26 protein-coding genes and 2 pseudogenes are annotated in these 22,084 nt (G+C 57.1%); 11 read left to right on the forward strand and 17 right to left on the reverse strand.

All coding sequences use genetic code 11. The features are described from left to right. Window positions 1-171 precede the first annotated feature (171 nt). The 8 genes from FCK22_RS14305 to FCK22_RS14335 form a co-directional block, all read right to left on the reverse strand. On the reverse strand, window positions 172-981 hold the full coding sequence (locus FCK22_RS14305) for a type IV secretion system protein (RefSeq protein ID WP_067261123.1): 810 nt from the start codon (window positions 979-981) through the stop codon (window positions 172-174). Next, a complete protein-coding gene (locus tag FCK22_RS14310; RefSeq protein WP_067261112.1) occupies window positions 981-2,069 on the reverse strand; it encodes a lytic transglycosylase domain-containing protein in 1,089 nt (362 codons plus the stop codon). Before FCK22_RS14310 ends, FCK22_RS14305 begins: the two co-directional genes overlap by 1 nt. A 55-nt stretch (window positions 2,070-2,124) precedes the next feature. Then, entirely contained in the window at window positions 2,125-2,292 is a 168-nt protein-coding gene (locus FCK22_RS19105; protein ID WP_167356448.1) for a hypothetical protein, read from the reverse strand. Further along, window positions 2,289-4,652, reverse strand: a complete 2,364-nt coding sequence (locus FCK22_RS14315) for a type IV secretion system DNA-binding domain-containing protein (RefSeq protein WP_067261110.1) — start codon at window positions 4,650-4,652, stop codon at window positions 2,289-2,291. Before FCK22_RS14315 ends, FCK22_RS19105 begins: the two co-directional genes overlap by 4 nt. Further along, window positions 4,642-4,920: a VirB3 family type IV secretion system protein gene (locus FCK22_RS14320; RefSeq protein WP_025042451.1), complete on the reverse strand. Its 279-nt coding sequence runs from the start codon at window positions 4,918-4,920 to the stop codon at window positions 4,642-4,644. The genes FCK22_RS14315 and FCK22_RS14320 overlap by 11 nt, the downstream gene beginning before the upstream one ends. After that, window positions 4,913-5,197 (reverse strand): TrbC/VirB2 family protein, encoded by a 285-nt coding sequence (locus tag FCK22_RS14325; protein WP_027246639.1) that lies wholly within the window; start codon window positions 5,195-5,197, stop codon window positions 4,913-4,915. Before FCK22_RS14325 ends, FCK22_RS14320 begins: the two co-directional genes overlap by 8 nt. 107 nt (window positions 5,198-5,304) lie before the next feature. Beyond that, complete coding sequence (locus FCK22_RS14330; RefSeq protein WP_067261108.1) at window positions 5,305-5,925, reverse strand: lytic transglycosylase domain-containing protein; 621 nt, start codon at window positions 5,923-5,925, stop codon at window positions 5,305-5,307. 43 nt (window positions 5,926-5,968) lie between these two features. Beyond that, entirely contained in the window at window positions 5,969-6,337 is a 369-nt protein-coding gene (locus tag FCK22_RS14335; protein ID WP_047997960.1) for a hypothetical protein, read from the reverse strand. Between the two features lie 142 nt (window positions 6,338-6,479). Between FCK22_RS14335 and FCK22_RS14340 the strand changes: the two genes are divergently transcribed. Continuing rightward, complete coding sequence (locus FCK22_RS14340) at window positions 6,480-6,800, forward strand: hypothetical protein (RefSeq protein WP_231886268.1); 321 nt, start codon at window positions 6,480-6,482, stop codon at window positions 6,798-6,800. A gap of 105 nt (window positions 6,801-6,905) precedes the next feature. Here FCK22_RS14340 and FCK22_RS14345 read toward each other — a convergent pair whose 3' ends face one another. After that, on the reverse strand, window positions 6,906-7,913 hold the full coding sequence (locus FCK22_RS14345) for a dienelactone hydrolase-related enzyme (RefSeq protein ID WP_067261105.1): 1,008 nt from the start codon (window positions 7,911-7,913) through the stop codon (window positions 6,906-6,908). Beyond that, on the reverse strand, window positions 7,903-9,549 hold the full coding sequence (locus FCK22_RS14350) for a hypothetical protein (RefSeq protein WP_093743711.1): 1,647 nt from the start codon (window positions 9,547-9,549) through the stop codon (window positions 7,903-7,905). Before FCK22_RS14350 ends, FCK22_RS14345 begins: the two co-directional genes overlap by 11 nt. Before the next feature lie 164 nt (window positions 9,550-9,713). Here FCK22_RS14350 and FCK22_RS14355 point away from each other — a divergent pair, with 164 nt between their 5' ends. Further along, window positions 9,714-9,989: a hypothetical protein gene (locus FCK22_RS14355; RefSeq protein WP_136720524.1), complete on the forward strand. Its 276-nt coding sequence runs from the start codon at window positions 9,714-9,716 to the stop codon at window positions 9,987-9,989. A gap of 329 nt (window positions 9,990-10,318) precedes the next feature. Further along, window positions 10,319-10,840, forward strand: coding sequence for a hypothetical protein (locus FCK22_RS14360; RefSeq protein WP_067261103.1), 522 nt, complete (start codon window positions 10,319-10,321; stop codon window positions 10,838-10,840). A gap of 80 nt (window positions 10,841-10,920) precedes the next feature. On the opposite strand, the gene rpsU is transcribed toward FCK22_RS14360, so the two are convergent. Further along, entirely contained in the window at window positions 10,921-11,115 is a 195-nt protein-coding gene (gene rpsU / locus FCK22_RS14365; RefSeq protein WP_067261102.1) for a 30S ribosomal protein S21, read from the reverse strand. A 6-nt stretch (window positions 11,116-11,121) separates the two neighbouring features. On the opposite strand from rpsU, the gene FCK22_RS14370 reads away from it, so the two are divergent. Then, entirely contained in the window at window positions 11,122-11,535 is a 414-nt protein-coding gene (locus FCK22_RS14370) for a hypothetical protein (RefSeq protein WP_136720525.1), read from the forward strand. A gap of 66 nt (window positions 11,536-11,601) precedes the next feature. Here the strand turns inward: FCK22_RS14370 and FCK22_RS14375 are convergent, their stop codons facing one another. Next, window positions 11,602-11,892, reverse strand: coding sequence for a hypothetical protein (locus FCK22_RS14375; RefSeq protein ID WP_093743709.1), 291 nt, complete (start codon window positions 11,890-11,892; stop codon window positions 11,602-11,604). A 316-nt stretch (window positions 11,893-12,208) separates the two neighbouring features. Here FCK22_RS14375 and FCK22_RS18965 point away from each other — a divergent pair, with 316 nt between their 5' ends. The 7 genes and pseudogenes from FCK22_RS18965 to FCK22_RS14405 all read left to right on the forward strand — a co-directional run bounded on the left by FCK22_RS18965 (window position 12,209) and on the right by FCK22_RS14405 (window position 17,232). Continuing rightward, on the forward strand, window positions 12,209-12,367 hold the full coding sequence (locus tag FCK22_RS18965; protein WP_156505593.1) for a hypothetical protein: 159 nt from the start codon (window positions 12,209-12,211) through the stop codon (window positions 12,365-12,367). Beyond that, window positions 12,364-12,873 (forward strand): hypothetical protein, encoded by a 510-nt coding sequence (locus FCK22_RS14380; RefSeq protein WP_067261093.1) that lies wholly within the window; start codon window positions 12,364-12,366, stop codon window positions 12,871-12,873. Before FCK22_RS18965 ends, FCK22_RS14380 begins: the two co-directional genes overlap by 4 nt. Window positions 12,874-13,088: 215 nt before the next feature. Then, entirely contained in the window at window positions 13,089-13,382 is a 294-nt protein-coding gene (locus tag FCK22_RS14385) for a (2Fe-2S)-binding protein (RefSeq protein WP_082851923.1), read from the forward strand. Then, a complete protein-coding gene (gene bfr, locus FCK22_RS14390) occupies window positions 13,330-13,815 on the forward strand; it encodes a bacterioferritin (protein ID WP_067261091.1) in 486 nt (161 codons plus the stop codon). Before FCK22_RS14385 ends, bfr begins: the two co-directional genes overlap by 53 nt. Before the next feature lie 249 nt (window positions 13,816-14,064). Continuing rightward, window positions 14,065-14,317, forward strand: a pseudogene (locus FCK22_RS19335) (transposase); the annotation flags it as partial. Window positions 14,318-14,606: 289 nt separating this feature from the next. After that, window positions 14,607-15,623, forward strand: a complete 1,017-nt coding sequence (locus FCK22_RS14400; protein WP_067261087.1) for a Fe(3+) ABC transporter substrate-binding protein — start codon at window positions 14,607-14,609, stop codon at window positions 15,621-15,623. Window positions 15,624-15,842: 219 nt separating this feature from the next. After that, window positions 15,843-17,232: pseudogene (locus FCK22_RS14405) on the forward strand (IS1182 family transposase). 37 nt (window positions 17,233-17,269) lie between these two features. Here FCK22_RS14405 and FCK22_RS14410 read toward each other — a convergent pair. The 5 genes from FCK22_RS14410 to FCK22_RS14430 all read right to left on the reverse strand — a co-directional run bounded on the left by FCK22_RS14410 (window position 17,270) and on the right by FCK22_RS14430 (window position 21,850). Further along, window positions 17,270-18,025 (reverse strand): hypothetical protein, encoded by a 756-nt coding sequence (locus FCK22_RS14410; protein WP_093743708.1) that lies wholly within the window; start codon window positions 18,023-18,025, stop codon window positions 17,270-17,272. A 21-nt stretch (window positions 18,026-18,046) separates the two neighbouring features. Continuing rightward, the gene (locus tag FCK22_RS14415) at window positions 18,047-18,691 is read right to left on the reverse strand and encodes a hypothetical protein (protein ID WP_231886324.1); all 645 of its coding nucleotides are present in this window, start codon (window positions 18,689-18,691) and stop codon (window positions 18,047-18,049) included. Window positions 18,692-19,503: 812 nt separating this feature from the next. Then, complete coding sequence (locus FCK22_RS14420) at window positions 19,504-20,457, reverse strand: cation diffusion facilitator family transporter (protein ID WP_093743706.1); 954 nt, start codon at window positions 20,455-20,457, stop codon at window positions 19,504-19,506. A gap of 133 nt (window positions 20,458-20,590) precedes the next feature. Continuing rightward, complete coding sequence (locus FCK22_RS14425) at window positions 20,591-21,025, reverse strand: CBS domain-containing protein (protein WP_067631023.1); 435 nt, start codon at window positions 21,023-21,025, stop codon at window positions 20,591-20,593. A gap of 204 nt (window positions 21,026-21,229) precedes the next feature. Beyond that, complete coding sequence (locus FCK22_RS14430) at window positions 21,230-21,850, reverse strand: cation transporter (protein ID WP_093743705.1); 621 nt, start codon at window positions 21,848-21,850, stop codon at window positions 21,230-21,232. Window positions 21,851-22,084: the final 234 nt, after the last annotated feature.

The raw sequence follows: 22,084 nt of genomic DNA on the forward strand, positions 1-22,084 counted from the left end.
CTCAAAAATCCCATGTCGATCACTCCAAATCCCCCCAACCAAAACCGTCGGGGAAGTGTGTTCACATGGGTCAATTCTCAGTGACAATTTATGGGGCTACCGGGTCAGTTCTCAGTGACAATCAACAGCGAAAACCGATATTTGTTTTTTGGGGATCAATTTCGAAACGCCTTAGTCTGCCCGGAGGTCCGGCAAGGTGAAATCCATGAAGCGCTGTTCTTCGGCGATGGTGGCGGCATCGATCACGCCGCCGGTGCCATCGCCCACGGTCTGGATGGCTTCGAGTTGCCACATGGCGACCAGCGCAATGGCGAGCTCCGCGGTCACGCGCGTGTTGAGATCGATGCTTTCCTTTAGTTCGTCCATGTCGTCGATGAGTCCGACAAGGCGGTCGACCCGCTCGAGCGATTGGCCGGCATCCTCATAGCTGTTCTGGGCCGCCGCCGATACAAGGGCACCGGTGGTGGCCTGCGTCGCCACGCGGTTGGCCCCGGGATTGCCGCTCGTGGCCATTTCCGAGAGGGTGTCATCGTCAAATCCGAGATCGGCCAGCACCCGGTCCATCTGGGTTTCGATCTCGCCTGCGCCAGAACCGGACAGGCCGGAGAAATCCCCAGTCTTGATCGCCTCAATCGTGGCGAGGATGTCCCCGAACTCTTGGTCGAGCAGACCGTTCAACTCGTCTTCCATTTCCGTCCGGATGATTTCTGGAAGCTCGGCGAGGCGGGTGAGGGCCTCGTAGGTTCTTTGCAGCTCCGCGAGTTGGTCCGTGAGAAGGCCGAGCTGTTCGCGGAGCTGCGTCAGCTGCTCGTTTTGCAGAATCTCGTCCTCGATCATCTGCCGGAGCTGCTGGATATTTTGCGTGATGTTCTGGGTATCGACGACGGGCACGCCCTGCGCTGCGGCAGGGGAGAGGGCTCCCAGATGCAGGCCAATTCCAAGCGTTGTGGCCAAGGCCGCTCTCAGAAACTTCCGTCTCATCATTCAATCTCCCTGATCGTAAAATCCATGAACGCGCCTTCGGCCATGCGGGCGCTGGCCTGGGCCAGCTCTTCGGCGGAGAGCACGCGGGTGCGGGCGGCCTGAAGCCGGATGCGGGCGGCCACGAGACGCACCAGTTCGGCGCGGGCATAGGTGTTGAGTGCGACGCTCTCCTGCACGTCCTCGGTTTCGGAAATCCGTTCGACGATATCCGCAATACGCAGGGCGGCTTGCCTGATCGCGGCGGGCGAGTTGTTGCCATAGAAGGCCGCCCCATGACCCGTGATTGAGAGGCTGGCATTGGCCAGAAGCGCCGGATCGATCGTGCCAAGCGCTTCGATCCCGCCGACACGGCTTAGATAGAGATTGTAGCGTTCAGGGATGACCGACACGTAGTGCTGTGTCTCGCGGAAGGGGGGCACGCCGCCATACTCGAAGACCCGGCCGGGTCCGGCGTTATAGGCCGCGAGGGCGTTGATGATGTTGCCATCGAATGTGTTGAGCTGGGTCGCGAGATAGCGCGCGCCGCCATGCACCTGCAGATAGGGGCTGTCATAGTATTCCGGGTTGATGCCGAGATCGCTGGCGGTGCCCGGCATGATCTGGGTGAGACCATAGGCGCCGACGGGAGACCGTGCCCCAATGGTGAACCGGCTTTCCTGCCAGATGAGCGCTTGCAGCAACGCGCGCCACTGGACGGGTGAGAGCCCTGCGCGGCCAACTCCCGCAAAGCCGCTGGTCTCCTGAGCCACGCGGATGATGAGCTGCTCGATGGTCTCAGACGTATCCCCGAACATCTGCGCACCGCCGGGATTGGGATCGATCTCGCCCGTGCCATAGACCGCCTCGACTGACCGGGCCGGATCCCCGCTGCCGCTTTCCAGCCCCGAGACCATAGCTGGCAAGCCCTGACCGCCGAAGCTGGTCTGGGCATCGAGGATGCGTTGCAGGGTTTCCAGCTGCTCCCGTTCGATCTCGGCAATGAGTTCGCGCACGGCAAGCTTGTCCGTCTGAACGGCCAAGTCAGCCTCGCGATCGCCAGTCTCGACGATGTCACGCGCGGTCAGCCCACTGTCATTGGTCGGCACGCCTTGAGACAAGGCGAGACCGGGCAGCAGGCAAAGTGCCAGGATGTGAGGCAGGCTAGACTTCAATGTCACCCTCCGGCGCATCTAGAGGCGTAAAGGTGCAATCAGGCGCGACAGGTGCCGTGGACGCGAGGAATGTGAAGCAGTTCGCCTGCGGTTCCTGGTACTGGGCGCAGGAGGCCAAACCGCCGAGCGCGGTGAGAAGAAACAGGGTACGAATCATGAAAGCCTCCAGAAGTCTGGGCGGTCGCGGTAATCGGCACCGACGAGCGCCTCGCCTTTCTCCATGCCGCCGAGGATGGTGAGGTTGGGCCCAAGGGCACTGAGATCGGCATCGACCACGATCGAGCCCTGATCGTCGCGGATCAGCGCCAAGCGGCTGCTGCTGCCTGTGTTGAGAAGGACGTCGAGTTCCTTCTCCGTGAGGTTCAGCATGGCGTAGTCCGAGGCATTGGCGCGGATATTGGGCAGCAGGATCTGCGTCGGCACCGCCTCGATGATGGTCTTGCCGGTCCGGGTGCGCTCGAGCTGGCTCGCGTATTGCGTCATCATCACCGCGACGGTGTTCTGCTTGCGTGCGGTCACCAGCCAGTTGGACAGACGCTCGGCGAAATACGCATTATCGAGGGCCTTCCAGGCCTCGTCGATCACGATGATGGTGGGGCGGCGATCCTCGATCTCGCGTTCGACCCGGCGGAAAAGATAGGAGAGAACCGCCATCCGCTCCTTGTCGGCCTCGCTGTCGAGAATGCCGGTGAGATCGAAGCCCACCACATCGCCTTTGAGCGAGAAGGTATCTTCCAGCGACTGCCCGAATATCCAGCCATATCGGCCGTCTTCGGTCCACTCGAGCAGGCGCTGGTGCAGATCGCCGCCATCATCGGTGGACACAAAAAGCGACGCGAAATCCCGCCAGTTCCGCAGGGCCGGATTGGTGGCCTGGGCATTCTGGCGCACGACCTCCTGGATGCGGTGGGTCTGCGCCGGGGTCAGGGGCTTGTCGGCGCGGTAGAGCAGGGTTGTGAGCCAATCCGAGAGCCAGGCGGTGCCGCGCGCATCGGTCTCTGTCCAGAGCGGGTTGAGACCCGTGGGCTGGCCGGCGTTCAGGGAGGCGTAGCGCCCGCCATTGGCGCGCACCGCCATCTCCATGCCAAGACGGTAATCGAAGACGAAGATCCGGGCGCCCGCGCGACGGGCCTGGGTCATCAGAAAGGCCGACAGCACCGATTTGCCGGACCCGGGCCGCCCCATGATCAGGGTATGGCCGCTGGTCGGTTCTTTATCGGGCGATCCCTGCTCGTGATAGGAAAACCGGTAGGCGCTCTGCTCCGGCGTGGGCAAATATGTGACGACCCGGCCCCAGGGGGTAAGTGCTGCAGGTTTGCCGAGCTGTGTCCGGTGGAAGGCCGCAAAATCCGCGAAGTTGCGGTTGGTGACGGCGCTGGCGCGGACGCGCTTTGGCTGGTTGCCGGGGTGCTGGCTGAGGTAATGCGCCTTGGCCGCGACCCGCTCGCCAATCATCTTCACGCCTTCGGTTGCGGCGGCGTTCACGATCTCGGCGCTGAGGGTTTGCAGTTCTTCGAGCGTGTCGCAAAATAGCGTCACGACCATGTGATGCTCGCCGAAGCTTTGGCGCTTGGCCTCGAGATCATCGGCGGCGATGTCGAGGGCCTCCAGGAGCGAGAGGGCTGCGTCCTGGCTGGCCTGCATCTGGCGCTTTTGCCGCTTGATGCGGCCCGCCATGAGGTTCGAATTGATCGGCGTGAAGGAGTGCGTCACGATCATGTCGACCGGCAGGTTCAGCATGTCGAACATGGTGCAGGAGGTGCCTTCCGAGTATTCTCCGATGGTGAAGCTCTTGCCGTAGCGGTGGCCCACGACGCCCTCGGAAAGCTCGAAATGGTCGCCGTGAAACGTCACGCGGGTATTGGCGACGTTGAAGGACAGGAAGCCGTAGGTATTGGCAGGGTAGAGCGGCAGCTCGGTGCCCGTGTTGAGCGCGCCCAAAAATCCCACCAACTCACCCGATCCGGCTGACAGCATGCGCGGCTTGAGCTCGGTAAGCCCCGAGAGGAAGACGTTCACGGCCTCACCGAGGCGCTGCAGGCGTTTGCGGGTCTCCTCCTTCAGTCGGTCCGGCGCGCTGCGGCTCAGGAACGGCAAGAGGCTTTTCGGGGGCGGGCGGTGAATGACGGTGAGCGTCAGTGTTTTGTCGCGGAGCCCGCTGGTCTCGAGTTTCGCGCGCCAGCGCCGGTCCACCTCGCCCGCGAAGCTGTCCTCACGGATCGGGTCCAGATCCGGTTTGATCGCCTTGGAGACCATGTGGACGTAGTAGCTGAATTCTGGCCCGAGTTGCGCGACGATGCGAGCAAAAAGCGCCGTCACCTTGTCGAGATAGGCATCGTCCGTCGTGTAGCTGTTGATCCCCTCAAGGCGAATGCACCGGAAGAGTTCGTTCACCCGGGTCCGCACGGTCTGGTCGTCGACGAGGCTCACATAGGGCAGCATATGCGCAAGCCGGGTCTCGCGCGCATACCAGTCTGGCGTCATTGTGCGGGCATCGAGCGCAGCATCACGGGGCATAGCTGTCCCCGCCATGGATGGACCTGTTGCGCGTGGGCGGTGTCTCCTGCAGGGCTGTCATCATCACGTCGATGAAACGCGGGTCCCAATCTGCGGCCTTCCAAAGCACCGGGTAGAGAAGGGCCGCGACAGCCAGTACCGCGATGTGCTGGACCCAGACGAACAAGAGCACCGAGCCGAAGAGCCAGACCATCGCATACATGATGGGCAGGCCCAGAAGCTTGGGCGGGCGCACGAGGCCGAGGAAGAGAGGCGCGCGCTCAGCCACCGGCGAAGACCGCGGCAACGATGGTGGGGGCAGCCGCAACACCGGCGATCCCGACGAGGACCCAGAGCGCCTGGCGCAGATCGATGATGTTGAAGAACCAGCTCAAGAAAACGCCAAGGACCGCGAGTGTGGCGATCACGACGCCGAGCGGGCCGGTCAGCGCATCGACAATGCCCTGCAACAAGCTTTGGATCGGGGAGAGATCGATGCTTTGGGCAAGGGCGGGCTCGGCAATGAGCAGGAATAGCGCCAGTGAGGCGACAAAGAGGTTTGAAATCCAACTTGTTTGGAAAAAGCGGTATCGCCAATGCACTGCCGCGCTGCGCGCTCTCGTGACATTGCCGATAAGTGTTTTGAGGAATGATTTCCAAAAAGGTTGGGACATCATGAATTTGATCCTTCCAATCGGGCCACGACAGCCATGACGCGGGCCACGTGGTTCTGGGTTTCTCTGTAAGGGGGAATGCCACCGTACTGGCGTACGGCGTCCGGCCCGGCGTTGTAGGCTGCCAGCGCCAAATGCGGATCGCCGAAGCTTTCCAGCATCATTGTCAGGTAGCGGGCGGAGCCGTCGAGGTTCTGCAGCGCGTCATGAGGATCCACACCGAGATCTCGGGCAGTAGCAGGCATCAATTGGCCCAGACCAACGGCGCCCGCGCTCGAGACGGCATTCTGCCTGTAGGCGCTTTCCACCTCGATATTGGCCCGGTAGAGAGCCAGCCAATCCGTGACGGACAGTCCCGCGCGGCGCAGGCCGGGATGGCCGACATAGCGCAGGGCTGTTGCCTCGATGCCCAAGAGAACGTCTGCGCGGGGCAGGGGTGCTGGCTGGGCGAGTGCCGCAAGCCTCAGCGCGTCAGGTTCGGAAGCTGTTTCAGTCTCACCAAGAATGGCCAAACCATCGGACGCCGATCCCTGACCAACGCCGTCATTGTAGTTCCGGGCAAAACCGCTCTGAGACCGCGACGGGGTCAGAGAGCCGTCGCTCTCCATGATCAGGACCATTTGCGCTGAGGCAGGTGCTGCGACCAGCCAGAGACAGACGAGGTTAGTTGCCAGTGCCCAAGTCTGATGGGGCTTTGTCTGGCGGGGCGAGCTTATGCGTGCGGCTTGTACCCGCCTCAAGCGGCAGGTCGACATGCGCAAAGCCAAGGCCAATGAAGAAGGACACCACGCCGGAGATCGTCTTGAACTCGCGGATCTTGATATCGTTGTAGGTCGTCCGCGTGCGGGCGGTGACGAGGAGCTTTTCCACCCCGTCATCAGAGACAACGCGCATGATCCAGACCCCGTAATAGCTGGGGCCTTTCTTATGTGCCGACTCCTGGCACAGGATTTCTGCGCTATAGCCGCTTTCCACGAGTTCGCGGAACCTGGCTTCCGTAACCACATTTGGTGCTTCGATGTCCCAGTTCATGGCCCGGCTCACGCTTTCTCCAAAGACGCAACACCCGGGCACTCCTACTTGATGCCTAGGGTTACGATAGTATACTGATGACCGCAATAGTGTATTATAATTTTCGCGGTATACGTTGATCCGATACCTTTAGGCACGTAACATGCACTCGTTCAAGGATTTAAGCGGCTTTTGCTACCTTCGGTTGCGCATCGTACCTTTGATGCGCACATTCGTTCTGCTGTCGCTCGTCGGTTGTCCGGCGCTCGCCGGTCCATGCATCCCCCCGCCTCGGCCATTTGTTCCAAGAGATCCAAAGGTTGCCACGGAATTTATGGACATCCTCCGTCATGACTTCGAACTCTACTTCCGTGACGTACAGGTTTATTTTCGCTGCCTCGACGAGGAGCGTGCTCGCGCCTTCGAGGAAGCGCGCGAAGTCAGCGAGGAATATGGGCGCTTCTTGGGCTCGCTTCACCGATAACTTCGGGGCGAAACTTTTGGTCCGAGTCGCGCGGGTTCCGAATTCGATAACTGGACTACGAGCGAAATTCAGCCGAGAACCCGTTCGAGTCCCGTCGTCAGCGGCTTAGGGGCCGGGTTTCAATAAGCGAGCCACGCTTTGGCCGGCCGACACAATGTAGGGCGGCATGGACAGCGAATAGTGGCCACAATTCAGTTTCAATATGCTGGGCTCGGCCCCAGCGTCCTTCAGCCCTTGTATCAGCCTTTCAGAAAGCTCCGGCAGCACCACCTTGTCTCGTTTGGCCAATACTACTTTTAGTTCGAGATTGTCCCGCGCAAGATGATGCGCATGGTTCACCAAGTTTAGTGGTCCCCAAGCCCTTCTGAGATCGCCCAATTCTATCGCGGGTTGGAGGCTCTCGCAAATCGTTCGCGTTGCGCGCCCGGTCCACACCATGTCAGCAAGGCTTCCGGCTGTGAGGAATAGCGCAGCTTTTGAAACAGTTTTGTCATGGGCAGCAATCAACCCGGCAACCCAGGAACCCAGACTCATTCCGAGTACAGAAATCTCTTTATAACCTTGCCCTTTCAGCCATCTAATGAGCATTCGACCGTCCCGCACTGCTTGTCTGAAGGATTGAACCGTCCTTCCGAGATTAGGGCTGAGCATGTAATCGGCATATTCAGCGCCGGATCGACTGCGCTCGAAGTGATACGGCAGTGCCATCTCGACAACTGTAATCCCGCGCCGAGAGAAAAAGTTGGCGATCTGTTGATACCGCGCGCTTGCATTCCAATGGTGAAACACAACCAAAGCTTTATCGAATAATCTGCTTTCTGTTACTTTCGCCCAGACGAGATTGTTCTCTGCGACGTCAGTAGAAATTCCTGAAGGAAATTTGACCCACTCTCCTTCGCGTTCGACGACCAAGTCGTTGTTACCCGGATCATCGAAATAGGTTGGGTCCTCGACCGCCTGTTCTGCAAGTTTACAAAAGGCCTCGATACCTGCCGGACGCCCGGAGCCAGGAAAGGCAAGTTCAGTTTCCAGAGCGAAGTCTGTCGGCTTCTTTACTTCGTCCCCGCGCTCTGCTCGTCGCTCATCCCAACGGTCCAGCCAGCTATGATACACTTTGTTTTTCTCCTTGGTCAGTCGCCCGCCATGTATCAATGCTTGGATAAACCAGACCGTAGATTGCTGACAGCAGCCCGATGCACAGCAAGATCGAGAAACCGGCAATCGCACCGATCAGCACGTAGACGATGACCAGTAGGGCGACGCGCGCCAACATGATTCTAAATTCTCTCTGATTTCGACCATGTCCAATTTCCCCTTGCTGACGCAACGCGGCGTGGACTCGAATAAGCCCATAGAGAAACACAGTGCAGGTCGCCAATACGATCAGCAGGCTGCTATAGTTTGTTGGCATGCTGTATTCGAGCCAGTCGCTTGCCTTCTCATGATTTCCCAAGACTGACAGAAAATCGCTAGCCAACCAACCCGTTATGGTCGATTCACTTGATAGCATAAAAGTGCTTTGGAGCTTCATGCATATGGCAATCAAGAGTCCCAAAATACAGCACCGAAAAATCCCACGCATGATTTTGAGACCGACTTGATTAGGCTGACATTGATATTCTCGATCTACCCACGATTCAGACTTTCGTCCAAGTTCCCAAGAATCGTGCGCTATTGTGAAGAGCAAAATGAGTCCTGCAAAGAAGAGAAAAAATACCACACCCATGTAGAGATAGGCGAACCCGGTGAACGCGACCGCCTCCGGTATTGAAATGACGTGCGGGCGCTCAATCGCCATCCGAGCCCATTCCACCGGGTAGTTGCCGGTATCGCGGGTCAGTAATGGGCCTAAACACCTATCGATCCACTGAAGAACCGTAGCTATAGGTAAACAAACAAGAAAGGCCGCCCAATACGTCACCGAAAAGGTCGCGACTTTTCGCACCCACATGTCGTCATTCGCGATTCCTTCACCTTCAGGACTTAACAGTGACCGCCTTGTACCCCTCCAAAAGACCACTAAGTCGCGCACGAATACAAAGTATAGCGGCATGAGCACCATGAAGAGGAGTGTCCAGTTCGGTGCCCATAAGTACCCAACCTGCTTAATCACGCCATTCGCCTGCGGAAAAACAATGCTGTGAATGCCCAAAAAGTAAGAGGAAAATCCAAGGGCCACTGCCCCTGCGAACACCGACGCCGACAAATCCAAAGGGGATCCCCGGTTGAACACGGCCTCCGTTGTTCTCGCCAAGCTAAATCCCCGACTCGGCGAGATAACCTCACCTTTGTGCGCCAGCGGTGACGGAACCACGGTATCAACATCGATTGCCGCGTTCTGAACCGTATCTGGAGGACTATGCGCATCGTGGCCGTCTGACCCCGCACGCAGCGCTCGCCTCCTGGCTACCAATCGTGCCCGGGCCGCACTTAGTTCCGTCTGCCATTCGCTGGTCGCCTTCGGATCATCACACCCAAACACCCTTGCTAGCCATCGAATGTTCTCGGTGCTGATTCCTTTCTCGTTGTCTTGGTACCAAAGCTGCACCGTTCGCAGTTCGATCCCGGACCGGTTGGCTTCGATCTGAGTGATTGCGGTGGCAAGAAGCTCGGCTGTCCACGGCCCCAAGGGTATCCCATCTTTGTCAATAGGCCGACCCGCTCCCGCTGCGCTCAACCGTCTGAACAACTCCTTGAAGTCACTTCCGTCATCCAGCGGAGGAACAAAATATTTTCCATTCTTTATCAAGGGCGTACCGGTGTTCGTTTCGTTCTATTTCGCTGGCGTTCGCTTGGTATCGTGAATTCGCGGCTCACGACAGTGCAACTACAGGCAGTGTGATTCGATCGCCATCTAATGGGCCAGAGAATGTCTGACGTGATCGAAATCCTGCTTGGTGGTTGGAAACTGGAATGAAGAAAGCGGTGAGACTGTTGAAAGAAGAAGCAGAGCCCATAGCCCGATTGTCTGGAAATGATCGGGAGCGCACGGTTGGATGGGTATACCTGTGGAATTCCTCTGAGTTGTCGGTGCTCTGGCTGGACGAGCAGGTACCTGCCGGTTCTATCGAGCCGCCGCTTCATCCCGAAGTGCTGGCAGAGGCAAAATCGTCGACACCGGTGAAAGTGATCGAGTACCTCGAAGCGCTTTCGAGTGGCGGCGAGCATACCCAAATTAGCAGGCCTTAATAGTCATCGGAGCAGGGCTTTCAAAAATATACTATTGGCGTAATAATATAAAATATCTAGAGAGACCGTCAACCTGCCAAAACTGTAGGAGAGTATTCATGCCCAAAACTCTTACTCGTTTCGTCGTCCTTGTCGCTCTTGGCTCCACGTCTTTCTTCGGAACGGCCGAGCGGGTTAGGGCGCAAACCTATCCGATCGATTGCGCAATTCTCCTCTGTCTTTCAGGGGGTTGGCCCGCATCAGTGCCATGCTCACGCGCCCGCGCGGAATTCATTCGAAGAATAACACCCTGGCCAGTAGAACCTCCGTTGCAGATATGGCGTTGTCCGATGAGAGCATCCCATGAACTCAATGGCACTGGTGAAAATGGCGGCCGTATCTTCGACATTCTGTTCGATAGACCGCGTCATCAGCTGCTCCAGACGATCACCGTTGCCCCATCTCAGGAAGTCGACCTACCACCGACAGGCGTGTTCCCGGCGGAAAGGGTTGAAACGGGTGATAGGAGCAATGAATTTTCTATTATGCTTGGTCAAAATCGCGCCGACATCGACATCAGCGGTCCGGAGTTTAACTTCGTGCGCTCGATACGGATCTTTGATGTGCGGAACGCTCGACAATATGAGGCAGGCAGCGAGGGGGGCTGCGAGCGGAGCGCGGTCGTTGTACTTGGAACTTATGGCGTTCAAGGAGACTTCTCTTGGCAGCGTTCATCGATCGGAACCTTGCCGAAAGATCATGTGGGGCTGGAGAGGTGGGGCGACAATTGTCCGAGCATCCGCCACCGTTCGGTATTCGTCGAGTGGCGGGATTACGAGGGCAAATATGGCTACGAGCAGGTCAACTACTGAGCCCAGTCGGGAAAAGCCATTTGTTTTAGATGGGAACTCACGCCGAAGGGCAATTTTCTGAGTGATGTGTTTCCGTAGACCTACATCACGCCTTCACGCTCCAAACGCTTGCGCGCCGCTTTGCGAGCCCGGCGGATCGCTTCGGCCTGTTGGCGAACTTTCTTCTCAGAAGGCTTTTCGAAGTGCTGCTTGAGCTTCATTTGGCGGAAAACGCCTTCGCGTTGAAGCTTTTTCTTTAAAACCTGAAGAGCCTGATGCAGGATAAGCAAATGCACTCTGCCATGGCTCAGGTGTTCAATAGCGGAGAAGTCGCGCGCCTGCGTCGGATCGCCGTTCAATTGGCCAAGGTGGACGCGAAGCCTGCCGCAGACGTGGGCAATGTCATGGACAGCCCCGCGAACAAGATGGTCGAAATGGTCGTCAGGATTGCCGCAGCACGGCATGGCGGCAGCATGGGGGGCGGGTCGATGGGTGGTAGCATCCAAACCGCCAACATCTTCACAGAACGCGCTCGGAAGGCACTGCGTAATTTGACAAATGATAGCGCAAGGCAGTTGCTGTTGGATGCAGTAGAGGACCCCGAAATGTTCAAGGAGCTTCTGCGGACGCCCGCAAGTATTCGGCTGTCAGGGCCGAAGAAAAGCAGGCTTGCACCGTATTTGATCGGTGACCGGGCTGCTGTGGCTCAAGATTGAACACGCCACGCTGCATGATACAGCGTGGCGCAGACACCCTCTGATGCCACAAGTGATAAGCCAGCATCATTGGCTGTCGTCTACCACCAAGGTAATTTCGCCAGAATTGGCGGAGTTGACGGCGACCACTTGGTCAACCGAATAACCTTCGGCCTCCAGTGCGGACATCAACTCTGCGTTTGCCTCAATCTCTGTGCGTAGGTCAGCAATGCCTTCTTCCTGCTTGCTCAGAGCATTGTCCAAAGCGCTTGCGTTCTCGGTAGCTTCACCTTTCAGCTCAGATAGCAGTGTAATTGTCGCGTCAGCTTCCGCGTCAAGGACGGACACAACATCCGCAGATACTTCGAAGCCTGTCACGATTGCAACTGTTATACCTTAGTAATTCAGTCAGCCATCCCCAATTGACTTACCTGATGCTTTCAGTCAGCTTCTCTAGAGGTGCTCTAGGCACCTGTCAGACAGGTCTGATTCTAAAAATCCTGAGAGGCACATTGATGTTTTTATTCAGTATTCCGAACGGCATTCTCGGGTCTTTTCGCCATGCTAAGAGAGTTGGCAAGCAAGACCGCGAGCCTCGTCTTTATCGTTGCGAACTCGTCAAACTTGCCATGGATGGAATTTTCCCGAGCGACCTCCCGCTGGAATATCTTCTGGATCGTATCAAGGGCACACCATGACTGCACCAAAAACCTTATACAAAATAGTCCTCGCTGACACCTCGCAATTACCGGCCTACAATGTCAGTGCTCTGAAGGAAGGTGGGATCGTGGACGAGGGTCAGGTCTACACTCTGCGCATTACCCGCGTGAGCAAGTTCAAGTCGACCAAATGAAGTTGCGCTCTGAATTACCGGAGATCGCTCCAACCTCTGGGACGCAGCGCGGCGCGGCTCCAATCGGCCTTTTGCAGGAACTGCCTTCCATCGAATTGGCGGCGATCGTCTATCTGCGCGCTTGGTGCAAAGGCAGGGCTGACCGAGAAATGATCGGACGGGATTTCACCTTTGTATTGGGCGAGCGTGAAGGAAAGAAAGCCGCCGAAGACTGGGATGCTCTGATGCAGATGCTCCTTAGCGGGGCACGTAGGCCAGTCATGCGTCATAGCCTTGGCTGCGAGTGCTTTGGGGGCGACGAGAGCGCCTTCGCCAATATGATTGCGGCGGCCGCCAGTCAGGACCGCGAGGACGCGCTCCTTTTTGCGAGCACTCTGATGACAGGTGCTGCGGCATGGGTCGCCGTTCAGGTGGCGCTGCCACTGGGGCAAGCCTTCCTTCGCCTGGCGCGCAACGCAGGCCTCCCAGGAACGTCCAAGGTTCAACAAACTAGCTATAGGCACTGAAAGAGGTTCTACCCGTTGAAACCCACACGCATGGCGGTTCCCGCCACCACCGCGCAAACCAACCTTCCCGCATCTGCTGTTAAGTTCGTCCGCGAAAGGAATGATCTGAGCGTCGCCGGGTGGCAGGTAGATAAACTTGAACCTAGGCCGAATAACCGAACAGAGACAAACCGGGCACATATGGCCGCTAACGCGACGTATTATGGCGGTTTCCAATGATTATTTGCCATTGTACGGGCATCACCGACCATGAAATCCATGCGGCTGTCGACTGGATGCGCGCCGCAGATGCTCAGACACTCATTACGCCGGGCAAAGTCTACCGCGCTTTGGGGAAGCGACCCGATTGTGGCGGCTGTCTGCCACTTTTCATTGCCACGTTGGCAAGTTGCGATACTATGGAAGTACCCATGCAACTGCGCGGCCTACAGCGCGCTACAACTCAGGGGAAAGCGGATGAAGGGCGACACCAAAGTCATAGAGTACCTCAACAACGCGCTGCGGAGTGAACTCACCGCCGTCAGTCAGTATTGGCTGCACTACAGGCTCCAGGAGGATTGGGGGTTCGGCAAAATCGCAGCTAAGTCCCGGGAGGAAAGCATTGAAGAAATGAACCACGCCGACAGGCTGATCGAACGGATCATTTTTCTGGAAGGACACCCAAACCTGCAAAAGCTTGATCCGCTGCGCATTGGTCAGAACTTGAAAGAGACCTTGGAGGCCGATCTTTCAGGGGAGCACGATGCGCGGACTCTTTATATTGAGGCCCGGGAGCATTGCGAGAAGGTTGGCGATTACGTCAGCAAGAATCTATTCGAAGACCTTATTTCTGATGAGGAAGGACATATCGACTTCCTCGAAACCCAGCTCCACCTCTACGAAACGATTGGCGCCGCCGGATTTGGCCAAATCAATGCGGACTCCGCAGACGAGGCAAAGTAAGGGCAGGACCCAAGATATGGCGATTTTCTTGAGCCTCTCTGGCAATTTCTATGCTGGAGAGCGCAGGTAATTTAGACCCGAAGAGGCATCAAAATGTAGAACCTTCGAAGTCTTACTCGAAAGTCAAACTATCTTGAGGGAAATCTGAAAAACCTCCCTTTTCCAACGTGAACTTGTTAACTTTGGCATCCCCTGCAAGGAACCTTGCTGATGCTGAAGCAACCTGCATTTCACGGCCTTCGCGATGCGATGAAGAAGAAGCAAACGCGGGCGGGAGGTGTCCCTGTCCGAGATGGACGCAGTAGTACCCCGGGGGCGGCTGATGGGGTTAATCACACCGCACTATCCGAAGACCGGATCGAAAGGCGGGCGTTCACCGAATCCGTTGGAAATGATGCTGCGCATCTACTTCCTCCAGAATCGGTATGCCCTGAACGATCCGATGGCCGAGGACACGCTCTATGACGTCACAGCAATGCGCAGCTTCGCTGGCCTCGAAATGACAACCCCCCCCAGTGACTTCTTTCGCTTTAGCGCTCGGCCCTCCGACGCAATTTTTGAAGTCTTACGTTTGAGGCAGCCACGGAGTGTCCTATTGCGCAGCCAGACAAGTCGAGATGTTTGTTCCGCCCTCATCGCCCGGCCTCTCGGTGCGCTCAATGGCTGATGGTCTGCGTCGGGAAATGGTGCCGGGCCTTCTGACCGATTTTATCGGAATTGGTTGCAGTGACGTTTGAAATCTGTTTCTTACTATTTCAGTCAAGTTATCCCAAATGGAACAGGACCCTGATATGACCTTATGCAAAACATCGACTGCCGCCGCCGCGCTGATGGCGCTGGCACTACCCGCGCTGGCCGATGGCGAGTTGAACCTCTACTCTTCGCGTCACTATGACACCGATGAGCGGCTCTACTCCGACTTTACCGAAGCAACCGGCATCACCATCAACCGCATCGAAGGCAAAGCCGACGAACTGCTGGCCCGTATGGAAGCCGAAGGCGCGAACTCCCCCGCCGACGTCCTGCTTACCGCGGACACCAGCCGCCTCAAGCGCGCCAAAGACATGGACCTGCTGCAAGCGGTCGAGAGCGACACGCTCGAAGAGCGCATCCCCGGCAACCTGCAGGACGACGACAACCAGTGGTTCGGTCTGTCCCAACGCGCGCGGATCATCTTCTACAACAAAGAGACGATGGACAATCCGCCAGCGACCTACATGGACCTCGCCGATCCGGCCTACAAAGGTCAGGTCTGCATCCGGTCCTCGACCAACACCTACAACCAGACGCTGCTGGCCTCCATCGTGACCCATGAGGGCGAAGAAGCCGCGACCGACTGGGCACAGGGCGTGGTCGACAACATGGCGCGCGCACCCCAAGGCGGCGACACCGACCAGCTGCGCGGCATCGTTTCGGGTGAGTGCGACATCGCTGTGTCCAACAGCTACTACTTCGCCCGCGCGATCCGCACCGACGTCGACGGCGTGAGCGCCGATATCGGCAAGATCGGCCTGATCTGGCCGGACCAAGAAGGCAACGGCACGCATATGAACCTCTCGGGCGGCGGCGTGGCCAAGAACGCCCCGAACCGTGAGAACGCGGTGAAATTCCTTGAGTATCTCGCCTCTGATCAGGCGCAGGTCTATTTCTCGGCGGGCAACGATGAATTCCCCACCGTGGAAGGCGTGGAACTGGCCGACAGCGTCAAGCAGTTGGGTGAGTTCAAAGCCGATGAAGTGAACCTGTCGGACGTGGCCGAGAACATCGGCACCGCGCAGAAGATCTTCAACTCGGTCGGCTGGGAATAAGATTTCACATCAAGTAACGCAGAAGGCGGGCTTTCGAGCCCGCCTTCTATTTGGGGGTGTCCGCATATTGTGTTGGTCCGCTAAGCGGAGAGGCTGTGTGAAAACTCCCCCATTTTGAGCGGACTGATGGTATAATTTCCCTATTCGGTACGGAGGTTGATGATGACGCAGTTTATCGAGGGTCAAAACCGTCAGCAGACGATGTTGCTGCCCTAATGTCTGGACGATTATGTTGATGAGAACAGCCCTGTTCGTGCGATTGATGCCTTTGCAGACCTGCTTGATTTGGCGACGCTTGGCTTCAACACGCAGGCTGCTGCCACGGGTCGGCCGGGTTATCACCCGGGGTTGATGCTGCGGATTTATCTCTACGGATACCTTAATCAAGCGCAGTCGTCGCGACGGTTGGAGCGCGAGTGTGGCCGCAACCTGGACCTCATCTGGCTGACGGGTCGGTTAAAGCCGGACTTCAAGACGATTGCCGACTTTCGGAAAGATAACGGTTCCGCGATCCGGAAGGTGTGCCAGCAGTTTGTCGCGCTATGCCGCAACATGAACTTGCTCGATGGGGATGTGGTTGCGATTGATGGCAGCCGATTCAAGGCTGTGAATGCCAAAGCCAAGAACTACACACGTGGTAAGCTGCGCCAGAAGCTGGGCAAGATTGACAAGGCAATTGAGCGCTATTTGGGTGAGTTGGATCGTGCGGATGAAGTGTTGGAGCAAACCGGCACGGTGCTGCCAGAGGCCCGCATGGAACGCACTTTGAGAAAGCTGGACCACCTGCAAAAGGAGGCGGTGCGCTAAAGATCAATCGAGCAGCGCATGGATCAGACGGGCGAGACGCAGGTCTCGTTGAGTGATCCTGATGCGCGCTCGATGGCGACCACAGCACGCATGCCGCGTATTGTTGGCTACAATGTCCAAACGGTCGTTGAAGCAGATCATCATCTGATCGTCGCGCACGAGGTAACAATGCTTGGGTTTGACCGGGATGCCTTGTCGATGATGGCTGCGGCAGCAAAAGATGTCATGACGACAGGTCAGCTCACAGCAATCGCAGACAAGGGTTACTATAAAAGCGAGGAAATCGTTGCGAGCGAAGACGCGGGTATCTCAGTTGTCGTTCCCAAACCCATGACATCAAACGCCGCTGCACGCGGTCAGTTTGACAAGGCTGACTTCGCCTATGACAGCGAAAAGGATGTGTATATCTGCCCGGCGGGTGAGAACCTAACGTACAGATTTACCGGCCAGCAAGACGGCAAAGCCATTAGATCGTATTGGTCGAGAGCCTGCGCCGACTGTGTCATCAAAGACAAATGCACGACCTCAAAAGAGCGGCGCGTGCGTCGATGGGAGAAAGAGGGTGTGCTTGAGCGGGTCCAGGAACGGCTGGATGGAGACCCAACCCAACTGGCTGTTCGCAGTATGACCGTTGAGCATCCCTACGGCACGATCAAATTATGGATGGGGGCCACCCACTTCAAAATGCGGCGGCTAAAAAAACGTCGCCACCGAGATGGCGCTGCATGTCCACGCCTACAATATGACCCGCGTCATGAACATCATGGGCATTCCAGCAATGATCGCAGCGATGAAGGCGTAAGGGGTCCCGTTTACCCCAAAAATTTCTGCCTAAAACGCTAAATCAGCCACAGAGCGGCTATGAGAACAGCGCCTCCGCACCATTGCGCAAAGACGAAACGGCGGAACACCGGATCGTCCCGGAACGTCATTACACCTTCGCGCAAATAGGCCATGAAGCTTGTGGCCGCTTTTGAAGGTGCTTTCTGCTCAGGCTCTCCCATTGCAGTGAAAATGAGGGACGAGAGCAACATCAGGAGCGCTGCAATCCCAAGCACCGCAGCATAGGAAATCGGAAAATCAAGCGTTCGCAGAAGCCTGTCCGCCACCACAGCTATAAGAAGTGCTACGAGGCCGCCGCCGAAAAAACGGACCGAGAGCATCCGGCTCCGGCGTTCCGACGAAACGGACCGCGCAACAATGTCATTGTAAGGAACGCCCACGATCCCGCTAAGGAAAGCGTAGAGAACCCAAAGCCCAAGGGTCGCAGCACCAAGCGCGGCATCACTCCAACCAGCGACCGCGCCGGTCCACAGAACGATTGCGAGCAGAGCAATAGCAGCGGTCCTTCCGAACGCGCCCACGATGTAGAATGGCATTGAGGACGCACCGCGACCGGCGAGATAGCCGACGAAAAGTTGGGGCAGAAGCCAACCGAGCCGCAGAATTGTGGAAACTGCGCCTGCGGCGATAGTGCTGCCTGTCAACTGAAAGACCAGCGCAGACATGACTGTTCCACTGTCCACCGCAGCCGAACCAGCCTGGAATGCAGTGCCTGCGCCTGCCACATGCCAGAAGCGGCGGCGGGGGGTCATGTCCCACTCCAATCCACAGGCTCAACAAACAATCCAAACCATATCGACCAGATACCGAGGCCAACAAAGATCACGCCCAGCAACCAGCGTCGAGGCCGCAGCCATACGGCAACCCGGTCGAGGGGGCGTGCAAGACCAGGGATAACGGAGAGCGGGATCAACGGGAGCGACAGCGCAAGAGCGAAGACTGCCATCATCAAAAAAACCCATACTGGCTGATCCAATCGCTGTTGCCGTGCCCATAAGTCCAAAAAGGATCGGCGCAGCACAAGCTGGTATGTTCAGTCCGAACGCCAGCCCTTGAAGCATCGGGCTTGAGGCCATTTTCCAGCGATCCGGCGCGACCCCGATGCGGTGACGCATTGGTTTGTCCCAACCCGCAAGGATCGTTACCCCAAGGCCAAGATAGATCGCACCGAAAATGAGCCATGCGCCTGTCTGCAACCCGATAAGGCGCTGACCAAGCACAACGATCATACCGCCAAACCCGCCCATGACGGCGAGCCTTGCCAAAAGAAAGATTAACGCTGCGCTGAGCCGCTGACCCATCGGTCGGGTCCTCTGACTTCCCAGAAACAGCATATGGGCACCGATTGTGCAGGGTTCGACAAAACCGAGCAAGCCGAGGCCAAATGCAAGCAGCAGCGTTTGATCAGTGATGTCCATAAGTATCTTTTATTGCACTGAATATTTAGCGCTTATTCTGGACCCTCCGCCGACTGGAGGGATCTCAAGCTGGCGGAAATTGCTGTTGAGCGGTTTCTCCGCGTTCCAGTGTCATGCCCGCAGTTTGCTGTGAAATCGGCCAGCTGCAGCAGCTAAGTCCCTTGTCGATCCACCCGGATCAACAACAATCGTTCCGGAATGGACCAACAGAAGCACGCCGCGAATGGCGAGTTCTGTCAAGAACCAGTTCACGTCACGTTCTGACAATCCCAAGCATTCTGGTACCGTCACAACGACCTTATCCCCTTGATTTACCGACAGCAGCAGTTGCTCTCGTTGGATGAGATGCTTTCGAGGACGCGTAGTTTGCCCTTCAAACTGGTCACACCTAACCTGTTCAATTACCCCATGCAGCGAAATTTCTTGTCGCTGTCGTTTGGCGGACGGCCTACCTTGGGCGGAAAGGATATATCCCCACGTAGCGTCGGATTTCGAAAACTTTGGGTCCATTTAAGGTCTTCCTCCTCTTAATCGTTCTTAGAAGCGGGAGGACTAGATCACGATCCAGCTTGCCGATTGATTGGCTCCGGCTAAGCTCACCCCTCTCCGCGGAACCATCTTCTTATCTGACCTAGTAGGCCAGATTCACAGAGCCAAACGCGACTATGCGCCGGCTTCGAACCTCGTGAGATTGAGGTCTCGGCCCTAGCTTGCTTGTCTCTTGCAGACGCTGCTGAAGCAGGACGTGCATCCGTTTCAGATCGCTTTCGCTCAGCTTGCCTTCGCCGACAAGGGCAATCATCTCGTCATGATCAGCCAGTGTCTTGGTTAACATGGTTTTTCTCGTCTTCTTCCGGCTTGCCGTGACCGTAAAGGTCGGCGTTCTCATGGGCTCGGTCTTCGTGCTCAAATTCCAAACTCGAATGACCGATGCTAAAATCGTCCTTCAGACGGTCCTTGATTGCCGTCTTGATTTTTTCGATTTGACGCCAGCCGTCCGCTGTCAGCACGACGTGGCAGTCCAAAGCCGCTTCGTGCTCCTGCATCTGCCACAGATGCACGTGATGAACTTCCGCCACGCCATCCACACGCCGCATCGCCTCAACGACGGCTTCATTATCGATGTCCGGCGGACTGCCGAGCATCAGCGTCCGAATCGGACCGCCGATCTCGGTGAAGGCGAGGTAAAGGATGTAGAGAGCGATGCCGATGGTGATCGCCGGGTCAACCCATCGCATGTCGTAGAGTAGGATAAGCGAGCCGCCGATGATGACCGCGACAGAGGCCAAAGCGTCCGATAGGTTGTGCAGGAAGAGCGCACGGATGTTCGCACTGCCCTTCTGCATCGAATAGGTGAGCACCGCCGTCAACGTGTCGACGACTAGTGCCACACCGCCTAGGATCACCACCGTCCAACCCTGTACCTCGGGCGGGTCGATCATGCGCATGCCACCCTCGTAGATCAGGTAGAAGCCGATCAGGATAAGGGTCGTGTAGTTGATGAGCGCTGCGACAATTTCTATCCGCCCATAGCCGAAGGTCATGCGCGCGTCCGCAGGCCGCCGCGCGATTTTCCGAGCGGCAAAGGCGATCACCAACGATGCCATATCCGAGAAATTGTGCAGAGCATCCGCGATCAGTGCGAGGCTGCCGGATAGGATGCCGCCGACAATCTGCGCGACGGTCAGAAGACCGTTGGCCCAGATGGAGATGGAGACTCGACGGTCGCCGGACTCGGGGTCGATATGGGCGTGATCGTGGGCCATCAGGCAATTTCCTATCTGTTCGGCAGATCAAAACGCGGTCAAGCGCCGCGTTTTGACTTCCTTTCAACATGTGCAGCCAGACCGGACTTATTCGCAACAAGTTCGGTCACTCGGGATCCCATGCGCCATTGGGTCAGCAGCAGCCAGAACTCTTCTCTGGCTGCGACACTTCCTGCACCAATTCGGCTGTTTCCGCGCCGTCGGCTTCCCGTGCCACGTCCGCTTGAGCCACGATCCCACAGCATTTGCCGCTTTCGTCTGTAACCACGCTGCGGCGCACCTGTTTTTCTTCCATCTTGCTGCAACAGCTTTTAACGTCCTCATCAGGTGAGACTGTCAGGAGGTCATCCGACATGACGTCAGAAACCGGCGTGTCGGCTGCCTTTCCCTCTGCGACGGCACCACAGCAGATGTCGCGGTCCGTAATGATGCCGACCGGCTCACCGGCGTCATTGATCACGGGAATCGCGCCGACCGACTTTTCATCCATCAGCTTTGCGGCCTCCTGAATCGTAGTGTCGGTACTACAACATGTTGGATTGCTGGTCATGATTTCGTGAACTTGCATGATCTTACTCCTTGTTTTGGTTACTAGCGTGGAAACCGAAAGACGGGTGTTCAAGTTCCTTTCATTGCGCTGAGCAGCGAGTTTCCGCGCAAGCGGTGCAGCAGCCACAATTTGGATTTTTCAATACTTGGAGTGCTGGTTTCTCGTCGGATCGCTTCCAAGGAAATGTAGTTGCTACGGTCACTGTAGCTTCAAGCCCCGATTTCAGGCGATGTCCTCACTTGCCTTACCGTCATCGTGCACCGCCTTGTGGTGTTCACCATGTGCGTCTCTCAGGATTCCGACTCCACCCCAGGCCGCGATACCGGCGACGATCACGCCCACGACAAGGTCCGGCCAGTTAGTTCCGAGCCAGGCCACGACCCCGCCTCCGACGACGATTCCGAGATTAGCCGCGAAGTCGTTCCAGCTGAACGTATTCGCCGCTCGGATGTTTACGTCCGGATCGCGAATCCGCGCCAACAGCCAGACGCAAAGCGCGTTGATGGCCGCCGCTATCAGCGCCATGACAATCATGATTGTGCCAAGAGGATCCGATCCGTCGACGTAGCGGCGCCAGGCGTCATAAAGGATGCCAAGGGCGAAGAGGATCAGTAGGCCGCCCGAAACATTCGCCGCTCCGCGTTTCCACTTAGCGGAACGGGACAGCGCAAGGAGGCTAATCGCGTAGACGAAACTGTCCGACAGGTTGTCGAGGCCATTGGCGATAAGCGCACTTGAATCGCCGAATGCACCCGATGCGAAGAAAGCGACTGCCAGCCCGATGTTGAGACCCAGGACGATCCAGAGTGTGCTTCTTTCCGATGCGTCCTGCCGCTGTACCATTCGCGAAGTCCAAAAATACTAATTTCAGTTCAACAAGAACGCGCAAGCGGTTATTTGGTTCCCAATCTGCATCTAGGCGATGTCGCCGTTCCGCAACGACGGTTCAGGCTCCGCCTTTTGATGTGTTGTCACGAAACGGAAGCTGGCATTGCAAGACCGTGACATCTGTACCTATTCCATTGGACTTGCGAACTACTGACGCTGTCGCACCCTAAGGGTCTTTGGAGCGCTCCG

This window comes from Sulfitobacter sp. 15WGC, from assembly GCF_005068605.1.
GTDB lineage: Bacteria > Pseudomonadota > Alphaproteobacteria > Rhodobacterales > Rhodobacteraceae > Sulfitobacter > Sulfitobacter faviae.